Genomic DNA, 13,442 nt, shown 5'->3' on the forward strand with positions numbered 1-13,442 from the left:
CTATTAAGAAAGATAGGAAATGACTATCAATAGGATAGTTACAAGCGATTTTCCTTAAACACGTTCCAATGCGAATATACTTTCCGAAAGCAAGAACTGCTCACCCTAAAACATTCTGAGGAAAGTAAAAATGATTAATACAAAGATCAAACCATTTGCAGCTACAGCATACAAAAACGGCGAATTCGTTGAAGTAACAGAACAAGATGTTCTAGGCAAATGGGCTGTATTCTTCTTCTACCCAGCAGACTTCACATTCGTATGTCCGACAGAACTAGGTGACCTAGCAGACCACTACGAAGAGCTACAAAAACGCGGCGTTGAAGTGTACTCAGTATCAACAGACACACACTTCACTCACAAAGCTTGGCACGATAGCTCAGAAACAATCGGCAAGATCCAGTACTACATGCTTGGCGACCAAACAGGCAACATCACAAACAACTTCGGTGTGATGCGTGAAGGTCAAGGTCTTGCAGACCGTGCAACGTTCCTAATCGACCCAGAAGGTACTATCCAAGCAATGGAAATCACTGCTGAAGGTATCGGTCGTGACGCAGAAGACCTACTACGCAAAGTAAAAGCAGCTCAGTACGTAGCAGCACACCCAGGTGAAGTTTGCCCAGCGAAATGGAAAGAAGGCGAAGAGACGCTAGCTCCTTCTCTAGACCTAGTAGGCAAAATCTAAGCCACTGAATTTAAGATCAATTTGACATGCTAATTGACGCTTAACTTAGAGAGCATTCCAGGTTAGATACCTTGACGACCTTCTGCCTGGTTTGCTCTCTCCCTACTGATTTTATCCAGAGTAACCACTCTTTTGTTTATTTAAGGTAACAACAACTATGTTAGACCAAGCGATCCAACAACAACTCAAACAATATCTGGCTAATGTAAAAGAAGACGTTCGTCTAGTGGTTAGTCTAGATGAAAGCAAAGCATCGAATGACATTCTGTCTCTGGCGAACCAAATCGCAGAGATGAGCGACTTTATCACCGTTGAACGTGACGACAACGCAAGCGCACGTAAACCAGTGATGACGGTGACCAACCCAGTAAAAGGCACAGCACTTCGCTTTGCTGGCCTACCAATGGGTCACGAATTTACCTCTCTGGTATTGGCATTGCTGCACTCTGGTGGTCACCCAATCAAACTAGAGCCGGAAGTGATTGAACAAATCGCAGCGCTAGATAAAGAGTTGGAAGTTGAAGTGTTCATTTCACTGTCGTGCCAAAACTGTCCAGACGTCGTTCAAGCGTTCAACATGATGGCGGCAATCAACCCGAAAGTGAAAGCAACCATGATCGACGGTGCACTCTTCCAAGATGAAGTGAAACAACGCGACATCATGGCAGTACCGAGCGTATTCGTGAACGGTGAGCTATTCGGCCAAGGTCGTATGTCTCTGACTGAAATCCTAAACAAAGTGGATGACGGCGCGAGCGAGAAAGCAGCCAAAGCACTGAGCGAAAAAGACCCATACGACGTGCTAGTTGTCGGCGGTGGCCCTGGTGGTAGTGCAGCTGCACTATACGCAGCGCGTAAAGGCATTCGCACTGGCGTTGTTGCTAAACGCTTCGGTGGTCAGGTGATGGACACCATGGCAATCGAGAACTTTATCTCGGTAAAACGTACTGAAGGTCCAAAACTGGCGACTGACCTAGCCGAGCACCTAAAAGAATATGACGTAGACGTCGTGACTGAGCAACAAGCGCAAAAACTGATGGGCGCAGTGCACACAGATGATGGCTTGATTCATATCCAACTTGAAAGCGGCGCAACGCTGAAAAGTAAGAGTGTCATCCTAAGCCCTGGTGCACGCTGGCGTGAAATGAACGTTCCGGGCGAGCAAGAGTACCGCAACAAAGGCGTCGCGTACTGCCCACACTGTGACGGCCCGTTGTTCAAAGGCAAGAAAACCGCCGTTATCGGTGGCGGTAACTCAGGCATCGAAGCGGCTATCGACCTAGCAGGTATTGTTGAGCACGTAACCGTTCTTGAATTTGCAGACGTACTTCGCGCAGATCAAGTGCTTATCGACAAAGCGAACTCACTACCAAACGTAGACATCATCACGATGGCGCAAACTACTGAAGTTGTGGGTGACGGTACTCGCGTAACAAGCTTGAAGTACAAAGACCGCAACACAGATGAAATCAAAGAGATTGAACTGTCAGGTATCTTTGTTCAAATCGGTCTAGTACCAAACACAGAATGGCTAAAAGATTCAGAAGTAGCGCTTTCTGAGCGCGGCGAAATTGAAGTTGGTAGCCGTGGTGAAACCAGCCTAGAAGGTGTCTTCGCAGCGGGTGACGCAACGACGGTTCCTTACAAACAGATCATCATTGCGATGGGTGAAGGTGCAAAAGCAAGCTTAGGCGCGTTTGACTACCTAATCCGTAAGCAAGGTTAATCTCCACTTTCTTGAGCACAAAGCGCACGGTGCTGTGTTTTCTTCCCCAGAAAACCAATCGGGGCACCGTGACAGCGATGAGTAACAAGAAATAAAAACAAAAAAACCTAGAAGCCCAAAGACTTTGCCAGCAGGTACTAACTGCTGGCTTTTTTGGTTTTGGGGAGGGGTGTAAGTACATCCTCCAGCACTCCGAGTTCAAACTGGAGAGACTGGCTCTACAATCGCGGATAATTCAGTTCACTCCACTAGCATCACAACGCGCTGCGAATAGATTCTGAATAATCGCTTAGGCTCCTTCAGAATGACGCTGTTCGTTTAGCGCTCTCTTCACGTCATTACCGCGAACCTAGGTGAGACTGGGAATCTATCCATCGTAAGCTTGAACGAAAGAAATTCACACACATACACGTGACGCATCAAAGGTTAGAGGGTTCTGAACATAATCCTCCTCTCAACCTCAAACCACCAACCCCACCTAACCTTCGCTTGTATCAAACTCTAAAGATCTCAGCACTCCGAGCTCAAGGTGGCAAGTTCTACAATCGCGGATAATTCAATTCACACCACCAGCATCGAAACGCGCTGCAAATAGACTCTGAATACTCGCTTAGGCTCCTTCAGAATGACACTGTTCGTTTAGCGCTCTCTTCACGTCATTCCTGCAAACCTAGGTGAGACAGGGAATCTACTCACAACAAACTCGCTCGAAAATGAGTAGCACGAACAAACAAAAGATGAAAGAGAGCTGCAAGCACCTAACCCAACTCACAGATTCAAAGTACCACCCCACCGAATCTCTCCATGTATCAAGATCCAAAGATATCAACCCTAAAAAATTTTAAAAAAGCCCTTTACCTCGACTTAACTTGAGGTTTTAGCATGTTCATCGTTGGCTAGGAAATGACAAAAAGGAGCACATCATGATCCAACTAGAACATATTAATTTAGTCGTGAAAAACATCCCTGAAATGCTGAAGTTTTATCAAACTGCATTTCCACATTGGTACGTGCGTGATGAGGGGAAAGGCGAATGGAGTGGTAAGCCAAGAAACTGGCTACATTTTGGCGACGAGTATCAATATATTGCGATGAGTGACCACGGTGAAGGTGAGAACCGCGAGTTGGGCGGCCACCAAGTAGGGCTAGCGCATTTTGCTTATGTGACCAACAACGTCGATGCCATCATAAAAAGACTGACCGATGCCGGTTATCCGATTGCCCAACCTGGGGCTGATGAGCCATATCGCAAGAATGTGTATTTTGTTGACCCGGCAGGTTTTGAGATCGAATTCGTTGAATACCTGACGGATGATCCAAAACTTCGTAACCTGACAAGCTAAAAGAGACGTAAATAATAAAACGCCAGCAGATGGTGACTACTGGCGTTTTAGTTTATCTATCAGGTTTCTTTATCGCATTAGCGCTGTTTGGCAAAAACCTGAGTCCAGTAATACCCGTAGCTTGCCGAGTGATTTTCGACAAGCGACGCGCCCATCTGATCAAAATCCGCACTCATGATATTGAGGCAGTGACCTTCGCTCGATAACCAAGCATTAACGACGGCGTTGATGGAACTTTGCCCTACGGCGACATTCTCACCAATGGCGCTCCAAGCATAGCCCGTTGCGTTGACTCGATCTGACATATTGCTGCCGTCAGAGCCTGTATGACTCATGAAATCGCTGTTCGCCATGTCGCTTGAGTGGCGATAAGCGGCGCTTTCCAAATCGTAGCTCCAAGTCAGGGCCCCAACAGGTGGCATGGTGGTTGCGCCACACTGTTGTGTAGTAGAGCGAGCGCTGTTGACCGCTTCGAGCATCTGCTCGGCAAATGTGCCTTGTGACGATGTGGAACCTGTGTTTTGAGAGCCGTTTTCTACAGGTGCTGACGACTCCCCATCGCCGCCACATGCGCTGAGAAGTAGGGCCAAAGCAGGCACTAAGATCTTAGTTGGCATTGTCTTTCCTTTATGAGTGACGAAGAGCAAACTGCGCTTGTCGATAATAACGCCCAATAACCTAACAAAAACCCATAAAAGCACCATATGGCTTGGAGTGTTTTAACCAAAGACTCACATGAAGTTTTCAATCGCCTTGGTTCGGTTGGTAAATCGGCAACGTTTCAGCCCACGTATGGAATGGCGTTTCATCCATCTCCTGTATTGCTTGAGTGATAAAATCGATGAACACCCTCACTCGGGCGGGCACATATTCCCGGTTGGCATAGAGAAGATACACGCCATTTCCTGCTTGGCGCATACTCGGAAATATCGGCACTAAACGCCTCGCTTTGAGCCAGTCTCTCGCGATAAAATGAGGAATCTGAGTTAACCCTAAACCTTCTGCGCAAAGCTCTGCCATGGATTCGCCGTCATTTACAATAAAATTTCTCTCGGGGTTATACTCACTTGCACCGTCTGATTCTGGCATCCGAATCGGCAACAGTTTCCCCGTTTGTTTAAAACGAAAACGAACCCAAGAATGGTCATTGAATACATCCGGGCCACTCGGAACACCATGGCGCGCTAAGTAATCCTGACTGCCACAAATAATAAAATCGATAGGACTAAGCTGGCGCACAATCAACTGGCTGTCCTGAACGACACCAGATCTAATCGACACATCAATCCCTTGCTCAATAATATCAACGTAGGCGTCATCGTAATGAATATCGATCGTGATGCTGGGGTAGCGGCGACAAAACTCTTTTAATAAAGGGCGAATGTAAAGGCGACCGTAAGAGACCGGCACATTAATCTTAAGCAGTCCTGAAAGCGCATCATTGTGGCTTTTCAATGAATCCTCACACGCTGTCAGTTCGTCCAGTACAAACCTAGCGGTATTTGCGTATCGACGACCGGCTTCTGTCAGACGGATCTGTCGCGTAGAACGTTGGAAAAGCTGTATTCCCAAGTCGCTTTCAAGACGATGGATGGCCTTACTCACCGTAGAAGGGTCTGTGCCATACGCTTTGGCGGCCGCAGCAAAACTGCCACCTTCTAAAGTGGCAATAAAAAATCGTAGGGACCGTATCTTATCCATAAAACTCGTGCATTCCATTCGTGAACTTTATTCACTTTAGTAAAGACAAAGTGGCTCTTCAATCACCAATCAGCCCAAATATAATGAATCTCAATAACTTGATGCTCTGTTAGCGAGGAAAAACAATGGGTAAAAATGGATTAAAGAATGCACTACAACTATTGATAGCGACCTTAGTCCTATTCTTTGGGATGCTTCAAACGGCACATGCGGCGGATAAACGCATTGGCATTCTGGTTTATGACGGCGTATTGACCTCTGATGTTACTGCGCCTTTAGAGGTCTTTGGCGTCGCAAGTCGGCTGACTTGGTTTAGTGATTATGAAGTGCTCACTATTTCCGTCTCTGAGCAGAAAACCATCACCACTGAAGAGGGATTAAAAATTGGTGTGGATGCTTGGATTGGCGATCAGCCGGAACTCGACGTGCTGGTTTTAACATCCAGCTACGACATGGATGCGCTAATCGAAAACAAGGATCTCATTCACTTTATTCAAACCACATCAAAGGCGGCAGATTGGATGGCAAGTAATTGTTCTGGTGCGTATCTATTGGCCGAGGCTGGCCTGTTAAACGGTAAGAAAGCGACGACGTGGGCAGGAGGTGAAAACAGATTACAAAAAGACTATCCAGCAGTTGATGTAAAGGTCGACCAGAATTTTGTTGTTGATGAGGGCGTCATCACCTCAAACGGCAGCCTAGTCAGCTATCAGGCCGCCCTTAAATTGCTGCATCTCATGACTTCAGAATCTAAAGCTCAAGAAGTCGCAGACGCCCTTCAATACTCACGTTTTTCTACCCAGCCATTTTAAGCGGGCAAGGACGAAACCGCAGGTAACCTTTGAAGCTTCAGAGGTTACCTTGCTACTCAGCTCTACACTTCTGATCTTAATGCTATGGAAAAACACAAACGATACGAAGCACTGACGAAGGAGCGATACCAAGATATCTATCGTCTCGCATATTGGCTATGCAAAGATCATCACCTTGCTGAAGATTTGGCGCAAGACACCTTCCTGAAAGCGTGGCGATTCTTTGATAACTTAAATGATCCCAATGCCGCGAAGCCTTGGCTCATAACCATTTTTCGTCGTGAGAATGCTCGGCGCTTTGATAAAAAGCAGTACGATTTAGTCGATATTGATGAGTGTGTAATACAGGCAAAAAACTACCCTGGCAGTGACCACGACATGGCACAAGATTGGCTTCAAAAACAAATGATGATTCTCGAACCCAAATACCGAGAGCCATTGGTCTTAAAACTCGTAGTCGGGTTTAATCATAATGAAATTGCTCAAGTCTTAGAGCTTAATCACAACACCGTGGCGACTCGATTATTCAGAGCACGCAATCAGATCATTTCGCAGAGGGAGCGCGATTAAGACACAAAAAAGTAGTCAATCATGTCAACTAACTGGCTATGCTCCGGTCTATTTCATAAGTCGTTACACAACTCGGCGCTTTAACGCTTTACATCAAGCGCGACTAGATGAACACTTCTCGTCAAAGTACAATAACAGCCGACATAGAGTAGAGTCAGTAAAACATTATGAGTAACACAACGGCGAAAAAGCCGAATCCCCTATTCGAGATTCTTTTTAACGTATTCATCCCTTCCTTTATCTTGATGAAGTTTAGCGGCGATGAACACCTAGGAACAGCAATGGCGCTGGTTGTCGCTTTGTTATTTCCTATCATTTACGGCGGTATGGACCTTGTCCGGAACAAGAAATTTAACTTTATTTCTGCACTTGGCTTTATCAGTGTTTTATTAACTGGCGGCATTGGCTTGTTAGAGCTCGATACACGTTGGTTAGCCTTGAAAGAAGCCCTGATCCCTGGCCTGATCGGCATCGCGGTATTGGGCTCCACTTTTACCCGCTACCCATTGATGCAAAAAATGGTATTGAACGACACGGTTTTGAACCTCGCGTTGATTAACGAGCGTTTGAGAGAAAATGGTAAAACCGATGCGTTCGAACGTTGCCTAATGTCTTCGAACTACTTGTTCGCAAGCACCTTTGCATTCTCATCTGCAATGAACTACTTCCTTGCTACGTGGATCGTCACCAGTCCATCAGGCACCGCGGCCTTCAATGAAGAGCTCGGTAAGTTGACACTTTACAGCTACCCGATGATCGCCATTCCTAGCATGTTGATGATGTTTGGTATTTTTTACTACATTTGGCGTCAAATTCGCGCGATGACGTCTCTTGAAACTGAACAAATTTTCCACATAAAGTAAAACCTCAGCACTCGAAATACTAAGGGGAAGAGCCCTCTTCCCCTATCTTCCACCCGCCCTTTTCTATTCCATAGCTTTCCATTTAGATTCACTCATCCGTCACTCAGTGTTGACCACGTTCACATTGATAGGGGCGACTTTCGCTCTTTTTATGAAAACCCACATAAAAAATGTGACAAAAATGAACAAGTATATGAAAGTCATGGTGCATTGCTTATCCAACTGATTTAACATGAATTTTTTAAAACCTTGCTGCATTTATAAAAAATATGTTCGGATCAAAAAAATTAAAAATGGAAAATGAGGCGCTTAAGCAGGAATTAGCGAGCCTTAAAGACAAGTACCAAACCGACGTTGAGACGTTGGAACGTCAGTTAAAAGAAGCCAAACAACTACTGAACACAGCGCAACAGCGTTACGAAAGTAGCGACGAGTTGATGTCGAGCAGCTTGAAAGGCGGAGATATGCTCCAAACCATTCGCACAGCGATGGTCGAAAGCGCTCAATCTATGGCGCATGAAAACGAGGAGCTAAAGCTGCTTGATGATATGTTCAAGCAAACACATCAAGCACTCGCACGTCTGGATGACCGAGCCGTAAAAATCAGCTCACAAGCCACTCAAAGCATTGAATCTGTGCAGATATTAGATAACACCGCGACTTCTATTTCCCACCTTGTATCTACTATCCAAGAGATTTCTGACCAAACGAACTTATTGGCTCTCAACGCAGCGATTGAGGCTGCACGCGCTGGTGAAGCAGGCCGCGGATTTGCAGTGGTGGCGGACGAGGTAAGAAATTTGGCAGGCAAAGCCAGTGAAGCGAGCGAACAAATTGATTCGCTGGTTAATCAGGTGCTAACCCAAGTCAGCTCAATCAAAAGCGCGATTGATGAAAACCAAATCTGCGCAGAAGAAGTATCCGCCTCTTCGGCGCAAATTGGCTCAATCGTCAACGAGGTGGTTGTCAAATCAGAGCACATGAAACGGGTGATCCACTTTGCGTCTACCCGCTCTTTCCTCGATACGGTCAAGCTTGATCATGCCATTTGGAAAAACAACATCTATCGCTTACTGCAAAGTGGCTCTTTTGGTGAAACCGTCAATAGCCATTCAGAATGTCGATTGGGCCAGTGGTACTACCGAGGTGACGGCAAAGCATATAGCCAACTAAGAAGCTATGCGCAGCTCGAAGCGCCACACAAAGGTGTGCACGATAGCGGCCGTGATGCAATGAACCACGCGAAGTCAGGAAATATGGCCGGCATGGTGACCTCCATCAACTCGATGGAAGACGCGAGTGAGCAAGTGGTGATTCACATTGACCGCTTGATGGATGAAATCATCGCAAACTAAGACTTATGCCTCCCTTTGTTTTTATTGCGATGCAAGGGGAGGTAGCTGCGTTTCTAGCCATTCGATAAACGCCGCATTTTTCGGTCTGTGCTGCTGGCCGTTTAAACAAATCAAATCGTACCCTCTCCCTGCGTTGACGCGTTCAAAAGGCGCGACCAGTTCTCCCTTTTCCAAACTGGTTTGCACTAAAGACGCCCGCGCCATTGCGATGCCCATGCTGTTTTTGGCGGCAATCATCGCCATATCGGCATGGTTAAAAAGGTAGGTTTTCTCCATCACATTGAGCGATTTCAGCTCAGGGTTGCTTTGGCTTGCTAACCAGCTCTGCCATTCATGATTTGGCTCGTTTGCTTCTAACGATTCTGTGCAATGGATAAAGGTCACGGCCTCAAATTGGCTGGCACGACTCACACCATCGGAGAAATGTATTTGGCTGTATTCAGGGCTACAAACCGGCATCAACTCTTCATCAAATAGCCTTTGATGATGGAACCCCGGATGCTCGCTGTCACTGTAGTAAATCGCAATATCAACGGGCTCATGTAAGAAATCTAATCGGCTTGCCTTTACTCGAAGCTTGATATTGAGAGAAGGATACAAACGCTGAAATTCCACCATACGCGGCAGTAGCCAACTCTGTGCAAACGTGGGGGCCACGCCGATGTAAAGCTCGCCACGCAGCTCGTTGAATTTGATGTCTTCAAGTTCAGAGAAAATCACCTCAAACGATTGGTTAAGCGCGTGCAGTAATCGCTCTCCTTCCTTAGTCAGCTCTAACCGCCGAGTCATACGCACAAATAAGCTGAAACCCAGTTGTTCTTCCAGTGACTTAATACGTTGGCTCACTGCCCCTTGGGTAATAAACAACTCTTCAGCGGCTTTGGTAAAACTGAGACACTTACCAGCAACGGCGAAAGTGTACATGTTAGAGAGCATCTGCTGTTTTCTGTCCATCTTGGCACTCGACATAAATTAGAAAGGCTAATGCATAGCAAGTTTAAATTGGTTTGTATAGCGAATCACGATGCTTTTAAATCAAATTGTCTTATCCATAACGAGAAACAGCACGATGAAAAAGAATCTAAAAATTACCATTATTGGCGCAGGCTCCAGTTACACGCCTGAGCTTATCGAAGGTCTCATCAAGCGCAATCATGAACTGCCTATCGGCGAGTTGTGGTTGGTCGATATTGAAGATGGCAAAGAGAAAGTCAGCATCATTGGCGATTTAACGCGCCGTATGTTGGCGAAAAACAACATGTCTCATATTGATGTTCACGTCACGCTGGATCGCAAACCCGCATTAAAAGACGCCGATTTTGTCTGTTCTCAATTTCGCGCGGGTTGTTTGGAAGGTCGCATCCGCGATGAACGCATCTCGCTTAAATACGGCATGATCGGTCAGGAGACCAATGGTTTAGGCGGTTTTGCTAATGCCTGTCGCACCATTCCTATCGCGCTAGAAATCTGTAAAGAGATGGAAGAATTGTGTCCAGACGCTTGGCTGCTGAACTTCACTAATCCATCGGGCATGGTGACCGAAGCGATTCTCAAGCACACCAAAGTAAAAGCGGTCGGTTTGTGCAACGTGCCAGTGATCATGCAAAAAGGCATCGCGCAAATGCTGGGCGCTGACGAGCAAGACTTTGTATTGCAAGTTGCGGGGTTGAACCACTTTATTTGGGCGCGCCAGATCCTGCATGAAGGTCGCGATAAGCTACAAGAGGTGGTTGAAGCGATCTTATCGGGCAACGATCCTCTCGTTCCACAAAACATTCCTCCATTCGAATGGCCAACAGAACTGCTGCGCAATATGGGGATGATTCCATGCGCATACCTTCGCTACTATTACACCAGCGAAGACATCATGAAGCAGGAAATTGAAGAAGCGAACGGCGAAGGCACTCGCGGCGAAGTGGTCAAAGCGATGGAGAAACGTCTGTTCGATATCTACCGCAACCCAGAGCTTAACGAGAAACCAAAAGAACTCGAAAAGCGCGGTGGCCAATATTACTCAGAAGCGGCCTGTGAGCTGATGAGCTCTATCTACAATGACAAACGCACCATCATGCACGTGAACACTCGCAACAACGGCGCGATTGCGGGCTTGCCGGACGACTGCACTGTGGAAGTCAGCTGTATGATCACCAAATCAGGGCCAGTAGCTTTGAATGTTGCGCCGTTCCCAACAGATACACTGCGCCTGATTCAATTGATGAAGGATTTTGAATCGCTCACTGTAGAAGCCGCGGTCACTGGCAACCGCAATACCGCGCACCGAGCGTTGATTCTCAACCCGTTGGTCACAACGGGAACGATTCTAGAGCAGGCATTGAAAGAGACTATTCAAGCGAACCTCGATTACATGCCGCAGTTTCGTTAATCCTAACTAAAATGCAAAAGGGAGGGCGAGTGCCATCCCTTTTTGTGTTCACATGGTTAGAATAATCTTGCCACTCCGCGCTAGTGATTTTTCTTCAATTTGTTCAATCGCAGTTTGAAAATCCTCTAGCGGCAGCTCAGACGCTACATTTAACTTTATAGCGTTGGCAATAAAGTGGTCTAACATTTCAGCGAATACCGCTTTTCTCCCGCCTTTACCTACCGACTCTTCCCAATATCGCAAAAAGAAGGTGCTAAAGTCGATGTTGTTGGTCTTCATCGATTCAAAAAACGCCGGCGTATAAGGCGCCAACGACAACGTTCCGTAGTTGATGTATTGACCGTTTTCTTTCAAGGTACGAATGAGATGCGTGCCACCCTCACCGCCTATCGCATCCAAAGCGGCCGTTGGTTGTGGCAGTTTGCGCGTTTGCAGTTGCGCGTGTAAGTCTTGCTTCGCGTCCAACACTGGAATCGTATCGTACGGATACTCGTCTGGCTTTGAAGTGACAGCAATCAGTGTAAAACCCAGTGAATGGGCGAACTGGGCAAATATCTTACCGATCGCTGACCCTGCCGCATTGATGATCACCACATCCTCTTTGTTCAACTTAGCCACTTTAGTGGTGATAACCCACGCGGTTAGCGCGTTGATATACAACTGGCAGGCATAGCCGTTATCCAAACGTTCAGGTAGCGGAAAAAGATTCTCGGGCGAAGCATCTATGTAGTATTGCCAAGTACCACTCATCGCCACCAACACTTTTTGCCCAACTTGAAAGCCAGTGTGACCGACAGCACTGACTTCCACCACACGCCCAACCGCTTCAAATCCTGGCACGCGAGGTGGTACGTGAACGCGGCGGTATTGCCCAACACCATGAATAGAAAGCAAGTCACTTGGGTTAATATTGGTGGCTTCCAGTCGCACCCGAACCTTGCCCTGAGCAAGCGGTTTGAGGGGCACTTTTTCCAACGACAGCGATGTTTTTGGCTGACCAAAGCAGAATTGGTTCACTCGAGTATTTATCGTTGGTGCCATTGTTATTCATACCATGTAATTGAAATTCAAAAAGGAAGTTTCGCGACTTCTACTCAAAAGCATTAAGTGAAGTCGAAGCTCTGTGTTTCTACCTGCGCGATGCGCCGTTCACTCTAAACTGTTGTGGCGTCATATCAAAATAGGCTTTAAATGCTTTGATGTAGGATGAATCGTTTTGATAACCCACTCGGTCTGCAATGGCTTGGATTGGTAACGTTTCATCTAACAAAGAAAGCGAGTAAATCAGCCGAATTTGTTGCCGCCAAAGCAGAAATGAAGTGTTGAATTCCTTGGCGAACAACCGTGATAAAGTGCGCTCAGACGCCCCAATTTTCTCCCCCCACTCTTTTAGCGAACAGCTCAACGCGGGCTCGTCAGTCAGTTGCTCGAAAATCAGTTTGAGTCGGCGATCTTGTGGCAGTAATAACTGAAATGTCTGCACGTTGCTTTTCAAAATTTGATCATGCAACACCGCCAGCAAATGCAGCACTTCTTCGTGGCTTGTCTCACCTTCACACTGTCTGCGGATCTCTTGTAAAAGCTCATTTAAAAACGGCGTTAAAGCAATGGTTCTCACTTGTGGCTCGTACGTTGCGCCAAACGCAGGGTTGAGGTAAATGCCAACAAATATCGTATTGCTCAGAGCAATCGACTCGTGTTGAACACCCGCAGGAACAAATAACGCAGAAGTGTGCGGAACCAAATGCTGATAATGCTCCGTTTGCGTTTGCAATAACCCTTTGATAGGAAAGATGATTTGATGCCAAGTGTGTTGATGCAGCGCATCAATGTAACCTTTTGGCATGTCGATGGTTTTCACCAAAACAGGGGAATAGGGATTCGCAGCCATCATCTCATTGGAGGTGACGACGCCTGACTTCGAATCAATTTGGCGAGTTAGCATTGTTAGTTGTCTTTTCATCCCTATTCCGACACAAGTTCACTAGGCTATCATGCTCC

At 46.6% G+C, this 13,442-nt stretch carries 13 protein-coding genes; 8 read left to right on the forward strand and 5 right to left on the reverse strand.

The features are described 5' to 3' along the window. Positions 1–130 precede the first annotated feature (130 nt). The 3 genes from ahpC (at position 131) to D8S93_RS13240 (ending at position 3,757) form a co-directional block, all read left to right on the forward strand. Positions 131–688, forward strand: coding sequence for an alkyl hydroperoxide reductase subunit C (gene ahpC / locus D8S93_RS13230; RefSeq protein WP_005395542.1), 558 nt, complete (start codon positions 131–133; stop codon positions 686–688). A gap of 157 nt (positions 689–845) precedes the next feature. Continuing rightward, positions 846–2,414 (forward strand): alkyl hydroperoxide reductase subunit F, encoded by a 1,569-nt coding sequence (ahpF, locus tag D8S93_RS13235; protein ID WP_152813641.1) that lies wholly within the window; start codon positions 846–848, stop codon positions 2,412–2,414. A 923-nt stretch (positions 2,415–3,337) separates the two neighbouring features. Further along, on the forward strand, positions 3,338–3,757 hold the full coding sequence (locus D8S93_RS13240) for a VOC family protein (RefSeq protein ID WP_025793617.1): 420 nt from the start codon (positions 3,338–3,340) through the stop codon (positions 3,755–3,757). Positions 3,758–3,834: 77 nt separating this feature from the next. Here D8S93_RS13240 and D8S93_RS13245 read toward each other — a convergent pair whose 3' ends face one another. Continuing rightward, positions 3,835–4,374, reverse strand: a complete 540-nt coding sequence (locus tag D8S93_RS13245; RefSeq protein ID WP_025793616.1) for a CAP domain-containing protein — start codon at positions 4,372–4,374, stop codon at positions 3,835–3,837. A 127-nt stretch (positions 4,375–4,501) separates the two neighbouring features. Beyond that, the gene (locus tag D8S93_RS13250) at positions 4,502–5,458 is read right to left on the reverse strand and encodes a LysR family transcriptional regulator (RefSeq protein WP_152813643.1); all 957 of its coding nucleotides are present in this window, start codon (positions 5,456–5,458) and stop codon (positions 4,502–4,504) included. A 125-nt stretch (positions 5,459–5,583) separates the two neighbouring features. Between D8S93_RS13250 and D8S93_RS13260 the strand changes: the two genes are divergently transcribed. The 4 genes from D8S93_RS13260 to D8S93_RS13280 all read left to right on the forward strand — a co-directional run bounded on the left by D8S93_RS13260 (position 5,584) and on the right by D8S93_RS13280 (position 9,058). Then, complete coding sequence (locus D8S93_RS13260; protein ID WP_152813645.1) at positions 5,584–6,270, forward strand: DJ-1/PfpI family protein; 687 nt, start codon at positions 5,584–5,586, stop codon at positions 6,268–6,270. An 84-nt stretch (positions 6,271–6,354) separates the two neighbouring features. After that, positions 6,355–6,840, forward strand: a complete 486-nt coding sequence (locus tag D8S93_RS13265) for a sigma-70 family RNA polymerase sigma factor (protein WP_152813647.1) — start codon at positions 6,355–6,357, stop codon at positions 6,838–6,840. A gap of 167 nt (positions 6,841–7,007) precedes the next feature. Further along, complete coding sequence (locus D8S93_RS13270) at positions 7,008–7,703, forward strand: VC0807 family protein (RefSeq protein ID WP_065770930.1); 696 nt, start codon at positions 7,008–7,010, stop codon at positions 7,701–7,703. 269 nt (positions 7,704–7,972) lie between these two features. Further along, complete coding sequence (locus D8S93_RS13280) at positions 7,973–9,058, forward strand: methyl-accepting chemotaxis protein (RefSeq protein WP_017447138.1); 1,086 nt, start codon at positions 7,973–7,975, stop codon at positions 9,056–9,058. A 21-nt stretch (positions 9,059–9,079) separates the two neighbouring features. Here D8S93_RS13280 and D8S93_RS13285 read toward each other — a convergent pair whose 3' ends face one another. After that, positions 9,080–10,012 carry a LysR substrate-binding domain-containing protein gene (locus D8S93_RS13285; RefSeq protein ID WP_152813649.1) on the reverse strand — a complete coding sequence of 311 codons (933 nt, stop codon included), beginning with the start codon at positions 10,010–10,012 and terminating at the stop codon, positions 9,080–9,082. Positions 10,013–10,127: 115 nt separating this feature from the next. Here D8S93_RS13285 and D8S93_RS13290 point away from each other — a divergent pair, with 115 nt between their 5' ends. After that, complete coding sequence (locus D8S93_RS13290; protein ID WP_152813652.1) at positions 10,128–11,441, forward strand: 6-phospho-beta-glucosidase; 1,314 nt, start codon at positions 10,128–10,130, stop codon at positions 11,439–11,441. Between the two features lie 48 nt (positions 11,442–11,489). Here the strand turns inward: D8S93_RS13290 and D8S93_RS13295 are convergent, their stop codons facing one another. Continuing rightward, entirely contained in the window at positions 11,490–12,482 is a 993-nt protein-coding gene (locus D8S93_RS13295) for a zinc-dependent alcohol dehydrogenase family protein (RefSeq protein ID WP_152813654.1), read from the reverse strand. An 88-nt stretch (positions 12,483–12,570) separates the two neighbouring features. After that, on the reverse strand, positions 12,571–13,386 hold the full coding sequence (locus D8S93_RS13300) for an AraC family transcriptional regulator (RefSeq protein WP_193621612.1): 816 nt from the start codon (positions 13,384–13,386) through the stop codon (positions 12,571–12,573). Positions 13,387–13,442 lie beyond the last annotated feature (56 nt).

Origin of the sequence: Vibrio sp. VGrn 2 (assembly GCF_009361695.1) — a bacterium.
In the GTDB taxonomy this organism is placed as follows: domain Bacteria; phylum Pseudomonadota; class Gammaproteobacteria; order Enterobacterales; family Vibrionaceae; genus Vibrio; species Vibrio diabolicus.

What these genes read in the sequence shown, in the direction of transcription:
- D8S93_RS13295 (WP_152813654.1), bottom strand. Translation starts at nt 12,482, where the DNA reads ATGGCACCAACGATAAATACTCGAGTGAACCAATTCTGCTTTGGTCAG.
- ahpF (WP_152813641.1), top strand. Translation starts at nt 846, where the DNA reads ATGTTAGACCAAGCGATCCAACAACAACTCAAACAATATCTGGCTAAT.
- ahpC (WP_005395542.1), top strand. Translation starts at nt 131, where the DNA reads ATGATTAATACAAAGATCAAACCATTTGCAGCTACAGCATACAAAAAC.
- D8S93_RS13285 (WP_152813649.1), bottom strand. Translation starts at nt 10,012, where the DNA reads ATGGACAGAAAACAGCAGATGCTCTCTAACATGTACACTTTCGCCGTT.
- D8S93_RS13245 (WP_025793616.1), bottom strand. Translation starts at nt 4,374, where the DNA reads ATGCCAACTAAGATCTTAGTGCCTGCTTTGGCCCTACTTCTCAGCGCA.
- D8S93_RS13240 (WP_025793617.1), top strand. Translation starts at nt 3,338, where the DNA reads ATGATCCAACTAGAACATATTAATTTAGTCGTGAAAAACATCCCTGAA.
- D8S93_RS13280 (WP_017447138.1), top strand. Translation starts at nt 7,973, where the DNA reads ATGTTCGGATCAAAAAAATTAAAAATGGAAAATGAGGCGCTTAAGCAG.
- D8S93_RS13250 (WP_152813643.1), bottom strand. Translation starts at nt 5,458, where the DNA reads ATGGATAAGATACGGTCCCTACGATTTTTTATTGCCACTTTAGAAGGT.
- D8S93_RS13290 (WP_152813652.1), top strand. Translation starts at nt 10,128, where the DNA reads ATGAAAAAGAATCTAAAAATTACCATTATTGGCGCAGGCTCCAGTTAC.
- D8S93_RS13300 (WP_193621612.1), bottom strand. Translation starts at nt 13,386, where the DNA reads ATGCTAACTCGCCAAATTGATTCGAAGTCAGGCGTCGTCACCTCCAAT.
- D8S93_RS13270 (WP_065770930.1), top strand. Translation starts at nt 7,008, where the DNA reads ATGAGTAACACAACGGCGAAAAAGCCGAATCCCCTATTCGAGATTCTT.
- D8S93_RS13260 (WP_152813645.1), top strand. Translation starts at nt 5,584, where the DNA reads ATGGGTAAAAATGGATTAAAGAATGCACTACAACTATTGATAGCGACC.
- D8S93_RS13265 (WP_152813647.1), top strand. Translation starts at nt 6,355, where the DNA reads ATGGAAAAACACAAACGATACGAAGCACTGACGAAGGAGCGATACCAA.